Source organism: Lysinibacillus sphaericus (assembly GCF_005217585.1).
In the GTDB taxonomy this organism is placed as follows: Bacteria; Bacillota; Bacilli; order Bacillales_A; family Planococcaceae; genus Lysinibacillus; species Lysinibacillus sphaericus.
In genome coordinates this window covers 132,988-153,459 of the sequence record NZ_SZPT01000007.1, presented here as the reverse complement: position 1 = coordinate 153,459, position 20,472 = coordinate 132,988, and the positions used below count along the sequence as shown (strand labels likewise).

At 39.6% G+C, this 20,472-nt stretch carries 20 protein-coding genes and 2 other annotated features; all 20 genes read right to left on the bottom strand.

What is annotated here, in order from left to right; translation table 11 throughout:
- Window positions 1-110: 110 nt before the first annotated feature.
- The 20 genes from rpsL to ispF all read right to left on the bottom strand — a co-directional run bounded on the left by rpsL (window position 111) and on the right by ispF (window position 20,308).
- Window positions 111-530, bottom strand: coding sequence for a 30S ribosomal protein S12 (rpsL, locus tag FC748_RS19900; RefSeq protein ID WP_010860613.1), 420 nt, complete (start codon window positions 528-530; stop codon window positions 111-113).
- Between the two features lie 98 nt (window positions 531-628).
- Window positions 629-877, bottom strand: coding sequence for a ribosomal L7Ae/L30e/S12e/Gadd45 family protein (locus tag FC748_RS19895; RefSeq protein ID WP_024364379.1), 249 nt, complete (start codon window positions 875-877; stop codon window positions 629-631).
- Window positions 878-1,014: 137 nt separating this feature from the next.
- The gene (rpoC, locus tag FC748_RS19890; RefSeq protein ID WP_025220846.1) at window positions 1,015-4,701 is read right to left on the bottom strand and encodes a DNA-directed RNA polymerase subunit beta'; all 3,687 of its coding nucleotides are present in this window, start codon (window positions 4,699-4,701) and stop codon (window positions 1,015-1,017) included.
- A 200-nt stretch (window positions 4,702-4,901) separates the two neighbouring features.
- Window positions 4,902-8,477: a DNA-directed RNA polymerase subunit beta gene (gene rpoB, locus FC748_RS19885; protein WP_172583030.1), complete on the bottom strand. Its 3,576-nt coding sequence runs from the start codon at window positions 8,475-8,477 to the stop codon at window positions 4,902-4,904.
- Window positions 8,478-8,718: 241 nt separating this feature from the next.
- On the bottom strand, window positions 8,719-9,321 hold the full coding sequence (locus tag FC748_RS19880; RefSeq protein ID WP_024364382.1) for a class I SAM-dependent methyltransferase: 603 nt from the start codon (window positions 9,319-9,321) through the stop codon (window positions 8,719-8,721).
- A 74-nt stretch (window positions 9,322-9,395) separates the two neighbouring features.
- Window positions 9,396-9,755, bottom strand: a complete 360-nt coding sequence (rplL, locus tag FC748_RS19875; protein WP_010860618.1) for a 50S ribosomal protein L7/L12 — start codon at window positions 9,753-9,755, stop codon at window positions 9,396-9,398.
- A 72-nt stretch (window positions 9,756-9,827) separates the two neighbouring features.
- Entirely contained in the window at window positions 9,828-10,328 is a 501-nt protein-coding gene (gene rplJ, locus FC748_RS19870; RefSeq protein WP_024364383.1) for a 50S ribosomal protein L10, read from the bottom strand.
- Window positions 10,329-10,360: 32 nt separating this feature from the next.
- Window positions 10,361-10,507: a sequence feature (ribosomal protein L10 leader region), on the bottom strand.
- A gap of 57 nt (window positions 10,508-10,564) precedes the next feature.
- The gene (rplA, locus tag FC748_RS19865) at window positions 10,565-11,263 is read right to left on the bottom strand and encodes a 50S ribosomal protein L1 (protein WP_024364384.1); all 699 of its coding nucleotides are present in this window, start codon (window positions 11,261-11,263) and stop codon (window positions 10,565-10,567) included.
- A 118-nt stretch (window positions 11,264-11,381) separates the two neighbouring features.
- Window positions 11,382-11,807, bottom strand: a complete 426-nt coding sequence (gene rplK, locus FC748_RS19860) for a 50S ribosomal protein L11 (RefSeq protein WP_004233593.1) — start codon at window positions 11,805-11,807, stop codon at window positions 11,382-11,384.
- 231 nt (window positions 11,808-12,038) lie between these two features.
- Window positions 12,039-12,572 carry a transcription termination/antitermination protein NusG gene (gene nusG / locus FC748_RS19855; RefSeq protein ID WP_024364385.1) on the bottom strand — a complete coding sequence of 178 codons (534 nt, stop codon included), beginning with the start codon at window positions 12,570-12,572 and terminating at the stop codon, window positions 12,039-12,041.
- 311 nt (window positions 12,573-12,883) lie between these two features.
- Window positions 12,884-13,069 (bottom strand): preprotein translocase subunit SecE, encoded by a 186-nt coding sequence (secE, locus tag FC748_RS19850; protein WP_004233589.1) that lies wholly within the window; start codon window positions 13,067-13,069, stop codon window positions 12,884-12,886.
- Window positions 13,070-13,117: 48 nt separating this feature from the next.
- Window positions 13,118-13,264, bottom strand: a complete 147-nt coding sequence (rpmG, locus tag FC748_RS19845; protein ID WP_080653390.1) for a 50S ribosomal protein L33 — start codon at window positions 13,262-13,264, stop codon at window positions 13,118-13,120.
- Between the two features lie 77 nt (window positions 13,265-13,341).
- Window positions 13,342-13,989, bottom strand: a complete 648-nt coding sequence (gene sigH / locus FC748_RS19840; protein WP_024364386.1) for an RNA polymerase sporulation sigma factor SigH — start codon at window positions 13,987-13,989, stop codon at window positions 13,342-13,344.
- Window positions 13,990-14,057: 68 nt separating this feature from the next.
- On the bottom strand, window positions 14,058-14,570 hold the full coding sequence (locus FC748_RS19835) for an NYN domain-containing protein (RefSeq protein ID WP_024364387.1): 513 nt from the start codon (window positions 14,568-14,570) through the stop codon (window positions 14,058-14,060).
- Between the two features lie 2 nt (window positions 14,571-14,572).
- The gene (gene rlmB / locus FC748_RS19830; RefSeq protein ID WP_024364388.1) at window positions 14,573-15,325 is read right to left on the bottom strand and encodes a 23S rRNA (guanosine(2251)-2'-O)-methyltransferase RlmB; all 753 of its coding nucleotides are present in this window, start codon (window positions 15,323-15,325) and stop codon (window positions 14,573-14,575) included.
- Window positions 15,325-15,744 carry a Mini-ribonuclease 3 gene (locus FC748_RS19825; RefSeq protein WP_024364389.1) on the bottom strand — a complete coding sequence of 140 codons (420 nt, stop codon included), beginning with the start codon at window positions 15,742-15,744 and terminating at the stop codon, window positions 15,325-15,327. Before FC748_RS19825 ends, rlmB begins: the two co-directional genes overlap by 1 nt.
- Window positions 15,745-15,749: 5 nt before the next feature.
- A complete protein-coding gene (gene cysS, locus FC748_RS19820) occupies window positions 15,750-17,150 on the bottom strand; it encodes a cysteine--tRNA ligase (protein ID WP_025220848.1) in 1,401 nt (466 codons plus the stop codon).
- Entirely contained in the window at window positions 17,147-17,797 is a 651-nt protein-coding gene (gene epsC, locus FC748_RS19815; protein WP_024364391.1) for a serine O-acetyltransferase EpsC, read from the bottom strand. The genes cysS and epsC overlap by 4 nt, the downstream gene beginning before the upstream one ends.
- A 181-nt stretch (window positions 17,798-17,978) precedes the next feature.
- Window positions 17,979-18,197 (bottom strand) — a binding site (T-box leader).
- A gap of 49 nt (window positions 18,198-18,246) precedes the next feature.
- Window positions 18,247-19,707, bottom strand: a complete 1,461-nt coding sequence (gene gltX / locus FC748_RS19810; RefSeq protein ID WP_208733886.1) for a glutamate--tRNA ligase — start codon at window positions 19,705-19,707, stop codon at window positions 18,247-18,249.
- A gap of 124 nt (window positions 19,708-19,831) precedes the next feature.
- Window positions 19,832-20,308: a 2-C-methyl-D-erythritol 2,4-cyclodiphosphate synthase gene (ispF, locus tag FC748_RS19805; protein ID WP_024364393.1), complete on the bottom strand. Its 477-nt coding sequence runs from the start codon at window positions 20,306-20,308 to the stop codon at window positions 19,832-19,834.
- Window positions 20,309-20,472: the final 164 nt, after the last annotated feature.

The following is a 20,472-nucleotide window of genomic DNA, read 5'->3' as shown; positions in this document are numbered from 1 at the left end:
AAACTTCGCCTAAAATGTCGTTATCACTAAATTTCCACATCAGCTAGCATGATTGGAAATCGGTGATACCAACATCAGGCTCGTTATTTATTAACACTTAGCGTGTTAAATTATTTTTTTTCTTTAGGGCGTTTTGTTCCGTATTTAGAACGTGATTGTAAACGACCGTTTACACCAGCTGTATCAAGAGCACCACGTACGATATGGTAACGAACACCCGCTAAGTCTTTTACGCGTCCGCCACGGATAAGAACAACACTGTGCTCTTGTAAGTTGTGGCCTTCACCTGGGATATAAGCTGTAACCTCAATTTGGTTAGTTAAACGCACACGAGCGTATTTACGTAACGCTGAGTTTGGTTTACGAGGTGTCATTGTACCTACACGAGTACAAACACCACGTTTTTGAGGAGACTTAACATCAGTTAAAGATTTTTTAAATGAGTTATATCCTTTGTTTAACGCTGGTGATTTTGATTTCGTGATTTTAGATTGACGAGGCTTACGTACTAATTGGTTAATTGTAGGCATCGGTTTTTCCTCCCTTCATTCATTCACTATTAATACCACACATCCAGGTGGTTCATTTTTTGGGTAAAAACAAAGTCTTTGTGTTTTATACACAAAAACTAATCTACAGCAATAGCAACTACCGCAGCTCCAACATGGATTCCACAGGCTTTGCCTAGTTCCTTTTTGGACTCGACAAGAATAACTGGTATACCGATTTCTCTCGCGAAAGATATGGCCGAATCGGTTACCCAATTGTCTGCATCAAGTGCCACAAAAAGCTCTTTCACTAAACCAGCTTGCATTGCTTTTACTGCTTGCTTTGTACCAATGATTGTTTGACTAGCCCTTACTTTATCATAAGACATTTTCATATCCTCCGAAGTACAGACAGTTAACTATCAACCTTCAATATATTATCATTATCAATTTCTACTGTCAACTAATATCTTTAAAAAGTCCGAAGAGATGCGCTTTTGTCATCTCTTCGGAGCTTTCATTTAAGTTATTCAGCAGAAACTAGATCTTCTGCGTCAAGCTCATCTTTTTCAATGCGGATTTGACGGTAACGTTGCATACCAGTACCTGCAGGAACAAGTTTACCGATAATTACGTTCTCTTTTAATCCTAGAAGTTCATCACGTTTACCTTTAATTGCAGCATCCGTTAACACACGAGTTGTTTCTTGGAATGATGCAGCAGATAAGAATGATTCTGTTTCTAATGAAGCTTTTGTAATACCTAGAATTACAGGGCGACATGTTGCAGGGTTTTTGCCGTTTAGCACAGCATCTGCATTTGCCTCTGAGAATTGGTGAATATCTAATAATGAGCCTGGTAATAATTCTGTATCACCAGCTTCGATTACGCGCACTTTACGAAGCATTTGGCGTACCATTACTTCGATGTGTTTATCTCCAATTTCTACCCCTTGCATACGGTAAACTTTTTGTACTTCTTTTAGTAAATATTCTTGAACTGTTGAAACGTCTTTTACTTTTAATAATTGTTTTGGATCGATAGAACCCTCTGTTAATACTTGACCACGTTCGATTGCGTCACCTTCGATGACTTTTAGACGTGCATTATAAGGTGCTTGGTATTTACGAGTTTCTACATCACCTTGAACGGTAATTTCTTTTAGACCTTCACGGATTTCAGTGATATCTGACACCGTACCAGCAATCTCAGAAATAACAGATTGACCTTTTGGATTACGTGCTTCGAAAATCTCTTGGATACGTGGAAGACCTTGTGTAATATCGTCTCCGGCTACCCCACCTGTATGGAATGTACGCATTGTTAACTGAGTACCTGGTTCACCGATTGATTGAGCCGCAATAATACCAACTGCTTCCCCAACTTCTACTTTTTCACCAGTTGCTAAGTTCATGCCGTAACATTTTTTACATACACCATGTTTTGTATTACATGTAAATGCAGAACGGATTGTTACTTCTTCGATACCAGCTTCCGTAATAATACGAGCGATATCTTGGTCGATTAAGCCGTCTTTTTCTAAAATAACATCGCCTGTTTCTGGATGGAAAATCGTTTTCTTCGTATGACGACCAACAATACGTTCGTCTAACGCTTCGATTAGTTCTGTACCTTCCATTAACGCTCCGATTGTTAAGCCACGGTCTGTTCCACAGTCATCTTCACGCACAATGACATCTTGTGCAACGTCTACAAGACGACGTGTTAAGTAACCTGAATCGGCAGTTTTTAGGGCTGTATCGGCAAGACCTTTACGCGCACCATGTGTTGAGATGAAGTATTCCAATACTGTTAAACCTTCACGGAATGAAGACTTGATTGGAAGTTCGATAATACGACCAGCCGGGTTGGCCATCAGACCACGCATACCTGCTAACTGTGTAAAGTTAGATGCGTTACCACGGGCACCTGAGTCAGACATCATGAAGATTGGGTTTGTTTTCTCAAGCGACTTCATCAGTTTTGATTGAATTTCATCTTTCGCCGCACTCCAGCTAGAGATAACACGGTCATAACGCTCTTCTTCTGTGATGAAACCACGACGGAATTGCGCTTGAACTTTATCTACTTTCTCTTGTGCTATTGCTAAGATGTCACCTTTATCTGGTAATACCACGATGTCAGATACACCAACAGTGATACCAGCGCGAGTTGAATATTTGAAACCTAAGTTTTTCATACGGTCAAGCATTTTAGATGTTTCAGTAATGTGGAAACGTTTGAACACTTCTGCAATGATATTTCCTAAGAATTTCTTGCGGAATGGGTTTACAACAGGTACAGATGCAAAGTATTTGCGAAGTACTGCTGAACGTTGTGCGTCAACTTTACCTTTTTCATCTAATTGGTTGTAAGCAGCATCTGCTTCAAGCTCTGCTAGAGTTTCTTCGTCAATTGTTAAGTTTACGAAGTATTTATCTGGTGTTACTTGCTCTAAGTTGAAATCAGTCGGTTCGTTAATGAACGGGAATGATTCAGGCAAGATTTCGTTAAAGATTACTTTACCAACCGTTGTTAGTAAGAACATATTATTTTGTTCTTCTGTAAACGTTGGATTGTGCAGTGAACTTGCTTTGATCGCGATACGAGTATGCAAGTGAACATGGCCAGTATCATATGCGATTAGCACTTCGTTTGGTCCATAGAAAATCGAACCTTCACCACGAGCATTTTCACGCTCAAGTGTTAAATAATAGTTCCCTAATACCATGTCTTGAGATGGTGTAACAACTGGTTTACCATCTTTCGGGTTTAGGATGTTTTGTGCAGCAAGCATTAGAAGGCGAGCTTCAGCTTGTGCCTCTGCTGATAATGGTACGTGAACCGCCATTTGGTCACCATCGAAGTCAGCGTTGTAAGCTGTACATACTAACGGGTGAAGACGAATTGCACGACCTTCAACTAGTGTTGGTTCAAATGCTTGGATACCAAGACGGTGAAGCGTCGGAGCACGGTTTAATAGGACCGGATGCTCACGGATAACATCTTCTAAAACGTCCCATACGTCGTTGTTTAAACGTTCGATTTTACGTTTAGCAGATTTAATATTATGTGCAAGACCACGTTCTACTAATTCTTTCATAACGAAAGGTTTAAATAGCTCAATCGCCATTTCCTTCGGTAGACCACATTGGTACATTTTTAAGTTTGGACCTACTACGATAACGGAACGACCAGAATAGTCTACACGTTTACCAAGTAAGTTTTGACGGAAACGACCTTGTTTCCCTTTCAACATATGAGAAAGTGATTTTAACGGACGGTTACCTGGTCCAGTTACAGGACGACCACGACGACCGTTATCGATTAATGCATCAACTGCTTCTTGTAACATACGTTTTTCGTTTTGAACGATGATGCTTGGTGCACCAAGATCTAATAAACGTTTTAAACGGTTATTACGGTTAATGACACGACGATATAAATCGTTTAAGTCAGAAGTTGCAAAACGACCACCATCTAGTTGAACCATTGGACGAAGCTCCGGTGGAATAACAGGTAGTACATCTAAAATCATCCACTCTGGAGAGTTACCTGAGTTACGGAATGACTCTACCACTTCAAGACGTTTAATCGCACGTGTACGGCGTTGACCTTGTGCAGATTTTAACTCTTCTTTTAAAGAATGTGTTTCATCTTCAAGATCGATTTTACCAAGAAGCTTTTTAATGGCTTCTGCACCCATAGCAGCTTCGAATGTGTTACCGAATTTTTCGCGGTATGCACGATACTCTTTTTCAGAAAGTAATTGTTTACTTTCTAAGTTTGTAGCACCTGGTTCGATGACAACGTAAGATGCGAAGTAAATTACTTCTTCTAAAGCACGTGGAGACATATCTAAGATAAGACCCATACGGCTTGGTATACCTTTGAAGTACCAAATATGAGAAACTGGGGCTGCTAATTCGATATGACCCATACGTTCACGTCGAACTTTTGCACGTGTTACTTCAACACCACAACGGTCACAAACTACGCCTTTGTAACGAACGCGTTTGTATTTACCACAGTGACATTCCCAGTCTTTCGTAGGACCGAAAATACGTTCACAGAATAAACCATCTTTTTCTGGTTTTAATGTACGATAGTTAATTGTTTCTGGTTTTTTTACTTCACCATATGACCAAGAACGAATCTTGTCAGGGGAAGCTAAACCAATTTTCATATATTCAAATTCATTAACGTCTATCAAGGAGCCTACCTCCCTCTAGTTATAGGTCTTTATAAAGACTCTTTTACGCAGCTCGACAATCGTTTGCCAAAATACCTTTTGACAAAAGATTAAAAATAGATTGTTTTCATTCGTAAAGAAAGTCGGGCAGGGCGTTAAATCCTGCCCGACTAATTTGAAAAATAAGTTTGACCATATTCACACGAATGTGAACTTATCCATTATTCAAAAGACTCTACTGGCTCTTCTTCTGTTTCTGGTTGTGGCGCAATGTTAAGTGCGTCAGCAGGTTGAAGATCTTCTTCTTCGTCTAAATCGCGAAGCTCTACTTCTTCATCATTGATTGTTAACATTTTAACGTCCATACCAAGAGACTGAAGTTCTTTAATCAATACTTTAAATGATTCTGGAACGCCTGGTTCTGGAACGCTTTCACCTTTAACGATAGCTTCGTATGTTTTCACACGACCAACAACGTCATCAGATTTAACAGTTAAAATTTCTTGAAGTGTGTATGCAGCACCATATGCTTCAAGTGCCCATACCTCCATCTCACCAAAGCGTTGTCCACCGAACTGCGCTTTACCACCAAGTGGTTGTTGTGTAACAAGTGAGTAAGGACCAGTTGAACGTGCGTGAAGTTTATCATCAACCATGTGTGCAAGTTTGATCATGTACATAATCCCTACAGATACACGGTTATCGAATGGTTCACCTGAACGTCCATCATACAGGATTGTTTTACCGTCACGGTTCATCCCTGCTTCTTCCATTGTTTCCCATACATCTTCTTCGTTGGCACCATCAAATACTGGCGTTGCCATATGAACACCTAAGTAACGAGAAGCCATACCTAAATGTAGTTCTAAAACTTGTCCGATATTCATACGAGAAGGTACGCCTAGTGGGTTTAACATGATATCGACAGGAGTACCATCTGGCATAAATGGCATATCCTCTTCCGGTAAGATACGAGAGATAACCCCTTTGTTACCATGACGTCCGGCCATTTTGTCCCCAACGCGGATTTTACGTTTTTGAACAATGTAAGCACGAACTAATTGGTTAACACCTGGTGGTAACTCGTCGCCGTCTTCACGGTTAAATACTTTCACGTCAAGGATGATACCGCCCGCACCATGTGGTACGCGTAATGAAGTATCACGAACTTCACGTGCCTTTTCACCAAAGATTGCGTGTAATAAGCGCTCTTCAGCCGTTAACTCTGTAACCCCTTTAGGCGTTACTTTACCTACAAGAATATCACCATCGCGTACTTCCGCACCGATACGGATAATACCACGTTCGTCTAAGTTACGAAGTGCATCTTCCCCAACGTTTGGAATGTCACGTGTAATTTCTTCAGGTCCTAATTTTGTATCACGAGATTCTGATTCATATTCTTCAATATGAACTGAAGTATATACATCGTCTTTTACAAGGCGTTCACTCATGATAACAGCATCCTCATAGTTGAACCCGTTCCAAGTCATGAATGCAACAAGTACGTTACGACCTAATGCAAGTTCACCTTTTTCCATTGATGGACCGTCAGCTAAAATATCACGAGGTTTCACACGTTCGCCAACTTTTACAAGTGGACGTTGGTTGTATGAAGTACCTTGGTTTGAACGAATGAATTTTTGTAATTTATATTTTGTTAAATCGCCTTTAACTTCTTTACCGTCGATTGTTTCAATGCGACGTACGTGGATTGAACGAGCTTCTACATGCTCAACAATACCATCGTATTTTGCTACTACAGCCGCACCTGAGTCACGTGCATCTACGTGTTCCATACCAGTTCCGACAAACGGAGCTTCTGGATTTAAAAGAGGAACCGCTTGACGTTGCATGTTGGCACCCATAAGTGCACGGTTAGAGTCATCGTTTTCTAAGAACGGAATACATGCAGTCGCTGCAGAAACTACTTGTTTAGGCGATACGTCCATATAATCCATTTGAGACTTGTTGAAAACAGTATTATCCCCACGGAAACGACCTACAACTTCATCGTTTACGAAAGTACCATCAGGATTTAATAGTGAGTTCGCTTGCGCTACATAGTAGTTATCTTCTTCGTCAGCTGTTAAGTAATCAATTTGATCTGTTACTCGGCCAGTTTCGTGGTCAATACGACGATATGGCGTTTCAATGAAACCAAATTTATTTACTTTAGCGAAAGAAGATAATGAGTTAATTAAACCAATGTTTGGACCCTCAGGTGTCTCGATCGGACACATACGACCATAGTGAGAATAGTGAACGTCACGCACTTCGAAACCAGCGCGTTCACGTGTTAAACCACCAGGTCCTAATGCAGATAGACGACGTTTGTGCGTTAACTCTGCCAGTGGGTTTGTTTGGTCCATGAATTGAGATAATTGAGAGCTACCAAAGAATTCTTTAATAGACGCAATTACTGGACGAATATTGATTAATTGTTGCGGTACGATAGCGGCTGTATCATTGATAGACATACGCTCGCGCACTACACGTTCCATACGAGATAAACCGATACGGAATTGATTTTGTAATAATTCACCAACAGAGCGTAGACGACGGTTACCTAAATGGTCAATATCATCCGTTGCCCCTACTTGGTAAAGTAAGTTGAAGAAATAACTTACTGAAGATAAGACGTCAGCAGGTGTAATGTTCTTCACTTCTTCGTCAATGTAGGCATTGCCAATTACATTGATTTCTTTTTGTGCTTCATCTTTCGGAGCATAAATTTTAATAGATTGGATTGTTACGTCATCTTCAAGTACTCCGCCAACTTGTGATAAAGTGCGGTAGCCAATACCTTTAGAAGAATCCTCTAGGTAAGGTAAAATCTTATCTAAAGTACGACGATCAAGCACAGTGCCCTTCTCTACTAAAATTTCGCCTGTTTCTGGATCAACAAGCGTTTCAGCAATCGTTTGGTTGAATAAACGATTTTTGATGTGAAGCTTTTTATTCATTTTGTAACGACCAACATTCGCTAAATCATAGCGTTTAGCATCGAAGAAACGAGAGTATAATAAACTTTTCGCACTTTCTACTGTTGGTGGCTCACCTGGACGTAAACGCTCATAGATTTCTAAAAGTGCTTTTTCTGTACTTTCAGAGTTATCTTTTTCTAGCGTATTACGTAAATACTCGTTATCACCGATAATATCGATAATTTCTTGATCTGAACCGAAGCCTAGTGCGCGAAGTAACACTGTTACTGGTAGCTTACGAGTACGATCAATACGCACATATACTACATCTTTCGCGTCAGTTTCATATTCTAACCAAGCACCACGGTTTGGAATGACTGTTGCACCGAAGCCTTTTTTACCGTTTTTATCAGTTTTATCATGGAAATACACACTCGGTGATCGAACTAATTGCGAAACAATAACACGTTCAGCACCATTGATAATGAACGTACCTGTTTCTGTCATTAATGGGAAGTCACCCATAAATACATCTTGTTCTTTCACTTCGTCAGTTTCTTTGTTGTAAAGACGTACTTTCACACGTAATGGAGCTGCGTAAGTAACATCTCGCTCTTTACACTCATCGACATCATACTTAGGATCACCTAATGAATAATCGATGAATTCTAATGAAAGATTACCTGTAAAGTCCTCGATCGGCGAAATGTCACGGAACATTTCACGTAAACCTTCTTCAAGGAACCACTCGTAAGACGCCGTTTGAATCTCAATCAGATTTGGAAGCTCAAGCACCTCTTTAATACGCGCAAAGCTTCTACGCTGGCGGTGTTGTCCGTACTGAACTAGTTGACCTGTCAACTCATTCACCCCTCAATAAAGCGATATTAGGTCTTTGCAAAATCATCCAAATAGTGTATGATTTCGAAAGACAAAAAGAAAACGAGTCTTCAAAAGATCTCATTTTCGGTTAACTAAACTTATCTTGGCAAGTATACCCATATTAAATCATTCATATACCAAAAGGGCACACGACCTCAAAATAATATTTTTGCATTGTATCATATTATCATAGCCGTTTTGTCAAGTCAATATTTTATACATATTTCATTTATTTTTTTGCACGCACTATCCAGTAGCCTTTTTTCTTTTCCACAATATCCACTACAGAAAATTTTTCCTCTAAATAGCTAACCGTTGATGGTGCACCTTGCTTCTTCTGAATTACTACCCAAAGCTCTCCAGAAGTCACTAACTTATCATAAGCACCGTCGTAAAAGCGGAAAACCGTTTCCTTTCCTGCGCGAATTGGAGGATTGGTTAAAATAGCTGCAGCTTTCGCCTCATCATCAACATTCGATAGTCCGTCACTTACAAATATACGTACATTTTGAACACCGTTTACTTGCGCATTTTTTTGTGAAAGCGCAACTGCCCGCTCATTAATATCCATCATGAATACTGTTCGCTCAGGATTTGCTTTGGCAATAGACAACCCAATCGGTCCATACCCACAACCTACATCGAAAATAGCACCATCCACATCCGGCATTTGAAACGCATCTATTAATACACGGGATCCAAAATCTACTTCGCTTTTACTAAATACACCTGCATCCGTTTCAAAGGAAAACGTATGCCCAAGTAACTTGAACGTCCAGTGACGAGGTTTACTTTCAGTTTGAGGCTTACTTGTATAATAGTGATCTGACATTTTCACGCCTCCTCAGAATGAAGAAAAAGCTCGCCATAATGACGAGCTTCCTTTTGTATAAAAGTAATACGAGATTACTTAACTTCTACAGATGCGCCAACTTCTTCAAGTTTAGCTTTGATTTGTTCAGCTTCATCTTTAGAAACGCCTTCTTTAAGAGCTTTAGGAGCGTTATCTACAACTTCTTTAGCTTCTTTAAGACCTAAACCAGTGATTTCGCGAACCACTTTGATTACTTTAATTTTTTCAGCACCAGCAGATGCTAATACTACGTCGAATTCTGTTTTTTCTTCAGCTGCAGCAGCACCGCCAGCAACTACTGCTACTGGAGCAGCAGCTGTTACACCGAATTCTTCTTCGATAGCTTTTACTAAATCGTTTAATTCAAGAACTGTCATAGCTTTGATAGCTTCTAAGATTTGCTCTTTGTTCATTATAATTTCCTCCTAATTGGATATGTTTTAGTTTTTTGCGGTCAAGCCGCGGAAGTTATGCTACGTAAGAAATTACGCGCCTTGTTCTTCTTTTTGTTCTGCAACAGCTTTTGTTGCAAGTGCGAAGTTGCGCACTGGAGCTTGAAGTACAGATAAAAGCATTGAAAGAAGACCTTCGCGTGATGGAAGTTCTGCAAGTGCTTTAACATCTTCAACAGAAGAGATTGCACCTTCAATAATACCTGCTTTAATTTCTAAAGCTTCGTTTTTCTTAGCGAACTCGTTGATGATTTTAGCAGGAGCTACAACATCTTCAGTTGAGAACGCGATTGCGTTAGGACCAGTTAATACTTCGTTGATCCCTTCAACACCAGCAGCTTCAGCAGCACGACGAGTTAAAGTGTTTTTGTAAACTTTAAACTCAACACCAGCTTCACGAAGTTGTTTACGAAGTTCAGTCACTTGTGCAACATTAAGACCACGGTAATCCACTACCACTACAGAAGCAGCGCTTTGGAATTTTTCTGTGATTTCTTGCACTTGAGATTGTTTGTTTTCGATTGCTTTGCTCATGATGACACCTCCTATTAGAATGGGTCATTTATACCGACAAAAGAAAAGCCTCTGAGTCATATAGACACAGAGGCTGAAAGTCATCATCTTTAAAATAAGAATCCGAATTCCGATGTCCTCGGTAGGAACATTAAGTGACAAGTCACTCCTACTGTCTACGGTACAAATGGATGATTCACAACAGCATCCATCATACCAAAGATGCGGATAGCTGTCAACCGATTTATATAAATAAATTATTTTACTACTACGTTAGCAGCGTCAATTTTAACAGCTGGGCCCATTGTAGTTGTAACATTTACAGATTTCATGTAAGTACCTTTAGCTGCAGCAGGTTTTGCTTTTTGAACAACGTCAAATACAGTTAAGAAGTTTTCTACAAGTTTTTCTGTTGCGAAAGAAACTTTACCGATAGGAGCGTGGATAATACCAGCTTTGTCAGCGCGGTATTCTACTTTACCAGCTTTGATTTCTTCGATTGCTTTTGTTACGTCAAATGTAACTGTACCAGTTTTAGGGTTTGGCATTAAGCCTTTAGGTCCTAATACGCGACCAAGTTTACCAACTTCACCCATCATGTCAGGAGTTGCTACGATTACATCGAAGTCAAACCAACCTTGTTGGATTTTTTGGATGTACTCTGCATCGCCTACATAGTCAGCGCCAGCAGCTTCTGCTTCTTTAAGTTTTTCACCTTTAGCGAATACTAATACGCGTTGAGTTTTACCAGTACCGTTTGGTAGCACTACTGCACCACGGATTTGTTGGTCGTTTTTACGAGTATCGATTCCTAAACGGAAAGCAACTTCTACAGTAGCGTCGAAGTTTACTGTGCTAGTTTTTTGAGCAAGTTCGATTGCTTCTTGTGCGCCGTATACGTTGTTACGGTCGATTAATTTCGCTGCATCTTGCAGTTTTTTACCTTTTTTAGCCATTATATATTTCCTCCTTGATTGTGGTTATAGCGGATTTTACCTCCCACGAATAAAGGTTGCGCGTTCACAAAGAAACTCCGCAACCTTCCAAAAAACAAAAACATCAAGTAAATGGGAATTAGTCTTCGATAACAATACCCATGCTTCGTGCAGTACCTTCAACCATTAACATAGCAGCTTCAACTGAAGCAGCGTTAAGGTCTGGCATTTTAGTTTCAGCGATTTCGCGAACTTTATCACGTTTAACCGTTGCAACTTTTTTACGGTTTGGTTCACCAGATCCAGATTGGATACCAGCTGCTACTTTAAGTAAAACTGCTGCAGGTGGAGTTTTCGTAATGAAAGTGAAAGAACGGTCCTCGAATACTGAAATTTCAACCGGAATAATAAGACCAGCTTGATCAGCAGTACGCGCATTGAACTCTTTACAGAATCCCATGATGTTCACACCTGCTTGACCTAATGCAGGACCAACCGGTGGAGCTGGGTTTGCTTTACCAGCAGGGATTTGAAGTTTAACAACTTTAATAACTTTTTTAGCCACGAGACACACCTCCTTAAGTCCGTGATGTGGTAATTGGGTTGCCCCTCCCACTCAATATCTGTCTGTCAGCTAAGTGCCGATAACATTAAAATTATCATTACAGACGTCAACCGAAGTTTGACAGTCTGACCTTTGAAATGATACCACTTTTAATTTTTTTAAGCAAGTAGTAATTAACAAAATTTGCGTTATACGCTCAATCATACACTAATTAGTTACTAGAATTTAAAGTTATAATTTTTGAATTTGCTCAAAATCCAGTTCCATAATCGTTTCGCGACCAAACATATCTACAGATACTTTCAGTTTTCCTTTTTCAGCGTCAATTTCTTCAACACGCCCTTGGAAGTGCGCAAACGGTCCTTCTAATACTTCAACCGCTTCACCAACTGTGATATCGATTTCAACAACTTTATCTGTCATGCCCATTTGTTGTAATAGACGATCCGCTTCCTCTGGTAATAGCGGTGTTGGTTTTGCTCCACCACCTGATGAACCGATAAAGCCAGTTACTCCTGGTGTATTACGTACAACATACCAAGAATCATCTGTCATAATGAGTTCTACTAGGACATAACCAGGGAAAACTTTACGCATCATTGTGCGCTTTTTGCCGTCTTTCATTTCTGTTTCCTCATGCTCAGGCACGATAACACGGAAGATTTTATCTTGCATCCCCATTGTTTCAACACGTTTTTCTAGGTTTGCTTTTACACGGTTCTCATACCCTGAATACGTATGAACAACATACCAATTTTTCTCCATAACTGCTAGGACTACTCGTCCGTCCCTCCCTTACTAATAAAAGTGAAAATGATCGCGATATGCAATTTTGCATCCTTTATTCTTTTCACAAGCTTCTCAATAGAAAAACATAGCTTTCGCCATAGCAAGCGAAAGCCCGATGATAAATACCTAATTAGCATAGTCATCTATTGCTACCAGCATACTTTTACTAGTAGCACGCTTATCATAATGAGAACATTTTACTGCTCTTTACTTCATAAAACAAACGAAAAAACCCGTTATTGGAAAGGACGGGCTATTTTCAAAAGTATTAACATGCTCTTTTCTAATTATAAATCTAAGTACCAGCGGAATAATGATGAAATACCTAAGTCTACTAACACAAAAAATAAAGCCATAATTACTACAGTTGAAATTACAACGACTGTATATTTCGTCAGTTCTTTACTTTTTGGCCAGCTAGTTTTTCGCATTTCCGACATTACGTCGCTGAAAAAACTTTTAATCTTACCCATTCTAGCCTAACCTCCGAATCAATCATATCTGTCTATTTACAAAATATTTTATAGCGTTTGTTTATGCACTGTATGTTCATTGCAATGCGAGCAAAATTTCTTTAATTCGAGGCGTACAGTAGAATCTCCCTTAGCAGGAAATGTGTAATTTCTCGAACCGCATTTTTCACAATTTAGCACGACTTTCTTTGTCATGTAATCACCTTTTTTGGCACTTTGTCTTTTAAAGACTAACACCTAAAATTGTCAATGTCAACAAGGGTAAGTGACCTCTACGACATTTCCTCGAGCACTAAATGTCGCTCTAATTTCCGCTTTACTCGTTGCAAAGCATTGTCAATTGACTTCACATGGCGATTCAGTTTTGCAGAAATTTCATGATAGGATTGCCCATCTAGATAGAGAGCTAGTACTTGTAGCTCTAATTCACTTAAAATCTCACTCATTTTTTCTTCTAAATAACCAAACTCTTCTCTATGAATCATTAACTCTTCTGGATCATCCATAATCGCCCCTGTTAATACATCCATTAATGTACGATCAGATTCCTCATCAAAAATAGGCTTGTCTAACGAAACATAGGAATTCAGTGGAATGTGTTTTTGCCTTGTTGCTGTTTTAATTGCAGTAATAATTTGTCTTGTAATACATAACTCCGCAAAAGCTCGAAAAGAAGCTAGCTTGTCCCCTTTAAAATCACGGACAGCTTTATACAAGCCAATCATTCCTTCTTGTACTATGTCTTCTTTATCAGCACCAATTAAAAAATAGGATCTCGCCTTTGCTCTTACTAGCAAACGGTATTTTGTAATTAAAAAATCCAACGCATCTGTATTACCTTGATGCACCATTTCAATAAGCTCTTCATCATTGAATCGTTCAAAATCTTGTGTCACTTGTACAATACTATTTTTAAACATGGTATCACCTCAGCTGCAACAGATAATTAGGAACAGTATAACGGAATTGGAAAATATCAGTCAATCAATCATTTCAAACCACGGCGCCATTTTTCAAAAGCAAGTGCCACATCTGGCTTTAGCTCTATACGTGAAGGTGGCTTGCTATCCTGCTTACGTTTTACATCATGAGAAATTTTATGTTGAATAATGCTTAAATCAATTTCAAGCTCTCTTGCCGATTTGCGTAGTGCACCATTGCCAAAAATAACACTTTGTTCAGCCATATCGGAAGTCGCCACGTGAATTTGAATATGTCTTGCTTTTAGTTCTTGTGTCATCTTTTCAATGCGTTCATCTGCTGTTTCATTTTTCCTTGTATAAATAATCTCGACGCCATTTTCTATATAAGATTGCTCCACGCCCGGCACAAGATGGGCGTCAAAAACAACTATCACGCGCCACCCTATCGCCGCTTTATATTCTGCCATAAGCTCAATTAGACGCTTACGTGCATCTTCAAAGTTCGTGTCACGTAATGGACGTAGCTCTTTCCAAGCTCCGATCATATTATAGCCGTCAACAAGCAAAATGTTCTTCATCGTTAGTCATTCGCTTCTTGACGTTTACGATACACTTCATACATTAAAAGCGCCGCAGCTACAGAAGCATTTAATGATGTGACATGCCCAACCATAGGCAGATGATATAAAAAGTCACATTTCTCTTTTAGTAGGCGCCCCATCCCTTTACCCTCACTACCAATAATAATAGCAAGCGGTAGGGTTGCATCCATTTTGCGATAATCCGCAGAGCCTTTTGCATCTGTACCAGCAATCCATACGCCCCGTTCTTTTAACTCATCGACTGTTTGGGCTAGGTTATTAACACGCACGACAGGTACATGCTCGATGGCGCCTGTTGACGCTTTCGCCACAACTGCTGTTAAGCTCACTGAGCGACGCTTTGGAATAATAATACCATGTACGCCAATTGCATCTGCAGTTCGCATAATAGAGCCTAAATTATGCGGGTCTTCTAACTCATCTAAAATTAAGAAAAATGGATCTTCTTGTTTGTTTTGTGCCGCTGCAAATAAATCGTCTAGTTCTGCATAGCTATATGCTGCTACAGATGCCACAATTCCTTGATGGTTAGCATCTGATAATTGATCGACCTTTTTTTTCGGTACAAACTGTACAATGATGCCTCGTTCGCGCGCTAAATCAAGCAGTTCATTGACCCCTGATTTTTTTACACCTTCTGCAATCCATACTTTATTCATATCGCGGCCTGAACGAAGTGCTTCTAACACTGGGTTTTTACCGGCAATAATTTCACCATTTTGTTCTGCCATTATTTTGACACTCCTTTTAATTCCTCGATTATTTGAATAGCGTATGCAATGATGGCATAAACGCGTTCTAATTCACCTAGTAAGTACAAGCTTCCAAGTACCGCTTCAAAGCCTGAACTATTGCGATAAGTTTGTACATCTGTATTTTTGGGAACAGAACCGGATTTGGCATTGCGTCCACGTCGGAACACTGCCAATTCCTGCTCTGTTAAAAAGTTTTCATCCATCATGCGATGTACAATTGTTGACTGTGCCTTTGCTGATACATAATGCGTTGCTTCTCTATGGAGTGTGTTCGGTTTTACGCGTCCGCTACGCAGTAAATACTCCCGTACCTTCTGTTCTAAAACCGCATCTCCCATATATGCAAGCGCTAATGCATTTAATTGCTTCACATCTTCATTTCGGAGTTTATCCAAGTTACTTACCCTCGTTTCCATCTTGTCCCTTGGCGTGTATCTTCTAAAATGATACCTTGCGCTTGTAAATGGTCACGAATTTCGTCTGAACGGGCAAAGTCACGGTTTTTGCGCGCTTCTACGCGTTCTTGTAACAATGCTTCAATTTCTTCGTCCAGTAGTTCAGCTTCTTTAGCAAATTCAATACCTAAGACGTCACCTAATACCTCAAAAGTTTCAATAAAAGTTAATAACACTTTCTCATCCGTATTTGTTTCATTCAAGTAAATATTTGCAATACGCGCTAATTCAAATAATACTGAAATAGCATTCGCCGTATTGAAATCATCATCCATCGCTTCCTCAAACTGCGCCTTTTGTTGAGCAATTTGACGGAGCCATTCCTCTGAGCAATCGCCGAGACTTGCAGTTGCAGATAGGCGGTACTTAACATTGTTGTATGCAGTACGAATACGCTCTAAACCTGTTGCTGCAGCATCTACTAAATCCTTTGCAAAGTTAATTGGGTGGCGATAGTGAACAGATAACATAAAGAATCGTAAAATTTGCGGGTCGATTTGTTTACGGATATCGTTCACGAGCACAAAATTACCAAGGGATTTTGACATTTTTTCATTATCGATATTAATATATCCATTATGCATCCAATAACGCGCAAATGTTGTATCATTATGCGCTTCGGATTGCGCTATTTCATTTTCATGATGCGGGAATGTTAAATCTTGACCACCTGCATGTATATCAATTGTATCACCTAAATGCTCACGCGCCATCACAGAGCATTCAATATGCCATCCTGGACGGCCGTTGCCCCAAGGACTTTCCCAATAGATTTCGCCAGGCTTTGCTGCTTTCCATAATGCAAAATCTAATGCATCATCCTTTTTCTCGCCCGCTTCGATACGTGCACCAATTTTCAAATCATCTACCGATTGATGTGATAATTTACCGTAACCATTGAATTTTCGAGTTCGGTAATAGACATCGCCCGCTGACTCATATGCATAACCTTTGTCGATTAACACTTTAATAAAGTCAATAATATCATCCATGTGATCCGTTACACGAGGATGGACATCTGCCTTTTTGCAACCTAATGCAGTCACATCTTCAAAATATGCGGCAATGAAACGATCTGTAAGTTCATGAACTTCCTCACCGAGCTCATTAGCTGCTTTAATAATCTTATCGTCGACATCCGTGAAATTAGAGACGAATTTCACATCGTAACCTTTATATTGGAAATAGCGTCGAACCGTATCATAAACAATGACAGGACGTGAATTCCCAATATGAATATAGTTATAAACCGTCGGACCGCAAACATACATTTTAACTTTTCCTTCTTCTAGCGGTACGAACGTTTCTTTTTGTCTTGTTAATGAGTTAAAAATTTGAATACTCATTGTTTTTCTCTCTCCTTTTGTAAGCGCCCGATTTCTTCTTGCAATGCTGCGATTTGCTTCTCGAAACCTTGACAACGTTCCTCTACAGGGTCAGGAATATTTTGATGGTCTAGTTTTTTCTCTAAACGAACGCCATCTTTCATCACAACTTTACCAGGAATCCCTACTACCGTAGCGTTCGGTGGCACTTCTTTTAAAACGACTGAACCTGCGCCAATTTTACTATTCTCACCAATTGTAATAGAACCCAATACTTTGGCACCAGTGGCAACTAACACATTATCTTCTAATGTCGGATGGCGCTTTCCTTTTTCTTTCCCTGTACCACCTAGTGTAACACCTTGATAAAGGGTAACATTATCGCCTATTTCACACGTTTCCCCTATAACTACTCCCATCCCATGGTCGATAAAGAAGCGTCGACCAATTTTAGCACCAGGATGTATTTCAATTCCTGTAAAGAAACGACTAATTTGTGAAATTACACGTGCGATAAAATAAAAACGTCTTTTAAAAAACCAGTGTGCAATACGATGCGCCCATGTAGCATGCAAGCCTGAATATGTTAACACGACTTCCAGTACACTGCGCGCCGCTGGGTCATTCTCAAAAATAGTATCTACATCTTCCTTCATTCTTTTAAACATTAAAACTCCCCCTTTTCGTTACAATGTGTGTCATGACCTCAACCTTGCGACCTTAAATCCTACACCCCGCACAATGAATAGCCTTAAAACCTATTGTTATTAGTAATGATTGCCCTCTTACATCTAACACATGAATTTTTTTAAAAAATAAAAAGCGCCCCTATCATTCCCATAAAGGAATGACAGAGACGCTGAAATTTGCGCGGTTCCACTCTGATTGAAGGCAAAAGCCTTCCACTTTGGACGTCCTATAACGGGAACGAACCGATAGAGCCTACTAATGTTCAGCTCTATGCTCAAAGGTGCATTTCGGTTTTGCCTTGGCTCAGACCACTTTCAGCCGGTGATGGTCCTCTCTTTAGAGCATGCGCTACGTACTTCTCCTTATCAACGCTTTCACAATGTACATTCATTTTACATCGACAATATAAATTGTCAATAAAATTCTATTACTTCGCGTATTTTTCTACACGGTCAATTGTTTTCTCTTTACCAATTAAACAAATCGCATTTGGTAACTCTGGACCGTGTGTTTCACCAGTCGTCACAACACGGATTGGCATAAATAGATTTTTACCTTTATGACCTGTCTCTTTTTGTACAGCTTTGATAGCTGCTTTGACAGTTTCAGGTGTAAATTCTTCTAAATTTTCAAGTTGTGTTTTAAATGCAGCCATTACCTCTGGTACTTGCTCGCCAGCTAAAACGGCTTTTGCTTCTTCATCATATTCAATATGATCGTTAAAGAATAGGCTTGACAGTTCCACGATTTCAGCACCAAAGCTCATTTGTTCATGGTAAAGTGCGATTAAATCTGTTGCCCAAGCGCGCTCTTCTGCTGTTAACGCTTCTGAGAATAAGCCTGCTTTTTGTAAGTGCGGTAAAGATAATGCCACTACTTCTTCTAAAGATAATTTTTTGATGTATTGATTATTCATCCAAGTCAGCTTTTGCTTATCAAACATAGATGGTGATTTCGATAAACGCTTCTCATCAAAGATTTTAATAAATTCTTCTTTAGAGAAAATCTCTTCTTCACCTTCTGGAGACCAACCAAGTAAAGCAAAGAAATTGAACATCGCTTCTGGTAAGTAACCAAGGTCTTTATATTGCGTTACGAATTGGATAATGGATTCGTCTCGTTTTGATAGCTTTTTGCGATTTTCGTTGATGATTAATGTCATATGTCCAAAGCGAGGATACTCCCAGCCAAATGCATCGAAGATCATCATTTGTTTTGGTGTGTTTGATAAATGCTCTTCACCACGGAACACATGAGAGATTTCCATAAAGTGGTCATCTAATACTACTGCGTAATTGTAAGTTGGAATACCGTTTGCTTTCACAAGTACCCAGTCGCCCACATCTTTCGATTCGAACGCTACATGTCCACGTACTAAATCATCAAATTCATATGTTACGTTTTCAGGTACACGCATACGAATTGTATATTGTTCGCCAGCCGCTTCTTTAGCCGCTACTTCTTCCGCTGATAAATGACGGCAAGTTCCATCATAAGTAGGTGCTGCAACACCACGAGCTTTTTGTTCTTCACGAGATGCTTCTAATTTTTCTGATGAACAGAAACATTTATACGCTGTGCCTTGTTGTAATAACTTTTCAGCATGCTCTTTGTAAATATCTAAGCGTTCCATTTGACGATAAGGTGCATACGGCCCACCAATGTCGATGGATTCGTCATATTCGATACCTAACCATTTTAAGTTATCTAACTGAGACGCTTCTCCACCTTCTACATTACGCTCAATATCCGTATCTTCAATACGCACGATGAATTTACCGTTATGATGTTTTGCATATAAATAGTTGAATAACGCAGTACGTGCACCGCCAATATGTAAAAATCCAGTTGGTGATGGCGCGTAACGAACGCGAACTTCTTTCGTCATAATTAAATGCCTCCTAAATATTCGTCTGAAAATAATTCCGACCTTATTAACTTTGTTCATTTTACCACTGTAGTATAGGAAATTAAAGTAACGCGTGTTTTTCAAGTGGACACGCGCCATTTTTTTATTTTTTAATCAGTAAAATTGTTGCCATTGAAGCAATGCCTTCTTCACGTCCTGTAAAGCCAAGTCGTTCAGTAGTTGTCGCTTTTACATTTACTTGTGATGCATCAGCGTTTAATAGAGTTGCAATGCGATTTCTCATTTGTTCAATATAAGGCGCCATTTTCGGACGTTGCGCCATAATTGTGCAGTCAACATTGCCAAGCACATAGCCTTTGTCCTCAACGATTTTCCAAATATACTCTAGCAACTTTGCTGAATCAGCATCCTTCCATTCTGGGTCTGTATCTGGAAAATGTCGCCCAATATCCCCTTCTCCAATCGCCCCCAGCGCAGCATCAGTTACTGTGTGCAATAAGACATCCGCATCCGAATGCCCTACTAGACCCTTTTCATGCGGTATTGTAATACCACCAATAATTAATGGACGCCCTTCTTCAAATGCATGTACGTCAAAACCTTGTCCTACTCGAAACATACAATACTGCCGTTACAACAGTGACCATTGCAACAGCATTCACCTGCCTTTTTCATTTTCTATTTATAGACAGTTTAACATATTTCCTAGGAAATTGAGCTGTCCGTAACGACTATAGTCCACATATTATAGTTTGTTTACCATCGTATAAAAAAACCTCATCA

Coding starts and splice junctions, on each gene's coding strand:
- rpsL (WP_010860613.1), bottom strand. CDS start 530: ATGCCTACAATTAACCAATTAGTACGTAAGCCTCGTCAATCTAAAATC.
- FC748_RS19895 (WP_024364379.1), bottom strand. CDS start 877: ATGTCTTATGATAAAGTAAGGGCTAGTCAAACAATCATTGGTACAAAG.
- FC748_RS19880 (WP_024364382.1), bottom strand. CDS start 9,321: ATGTCAGATCACTATTATACAAGTAAGCCTCAAACTGAAAGTAAACCT.
- rplL (WP_010860618.1), bottom strand. CDS start 9,755: ATGAACAAAGAGCAAATCTTAGAAGCTATCAAAGCTATGACAGTTCTT.
- rplJ (WP_024364383.1), bottom strand. CDS start 10,328: ATGAGCAAAGCAATCGAAAACAAACAATCTCAAGTGCAAGAAATCACA.
- rplA (WP_024364384.1), bottom strand. CDS start 11,263: ATGGCTAAAAAAGGTAAAAAACTGCAAGATGCAGCGAAATTAATCGAC.
- nusG (WP_024364385.1), bottom strand. CDS start 12,572: ATGGAGAAAAATTGGTATGTTGTTCATACGTATTCAGGGTATGAGAAC.
- secE (WP_004233589.1), bottom strand. CDS start 13,069: ATGGGTAAGATTAAAAGTTTTTTCAGCGACGTAATGTCGGAAATGCGA.
- rpmG (WP_080653390.1), bottom strand. CDS start 13,264: ATGACAAAGAAAGTCGTGCTAAATTGTGAAAAATGCGGTTCGAGAAAT.
- sigH (WP_024364386.1), bottom strand. CDS start 13,989: ATGTTTAAAAATAGTATTGTACAAGTGACACAAGATTTTGAACGATTC.
- FC748_RS19835 (WP_024364387.1), bottom strand. CDS start 14,570: ATGAAGAACATTTTGCTTGTTGACGGCTATAATATGATCGGAGCTTGG.
- rlmB (WP_024364388.1), bottom strand. CDS start 15,325: ATGGCAGAACAAAATGGTGAAATTATTGCCGGTAAAAACCCAGTGTTA.
- cysS (WP_025220848.1), bottom strand. CDS start 17,150: ATGAGTATTCAAATTTTTAACTCATTAACAAGACAAAAAGAAACGTTC.
- epsC (WP_024364391.1), bottom strand. CDS start 17,797: ATGTTTAAAAGAATGAAGGAAGATGTAGATACTATTTTTGAGAATGAC.
- gltX (WP_208733886.1), bottom strand. CDS start 19,707: ATGACGAAAGAAGTTCGCGTTCGTTACGCGCCATCACCAACTGGATTT.
- ispF (WP_024364393.1), bottom strand. CDS start 20,308: ATGTTTCGAGTAGGACAAGGTTTTGACGTACATGCATTTGAAGAAGGG.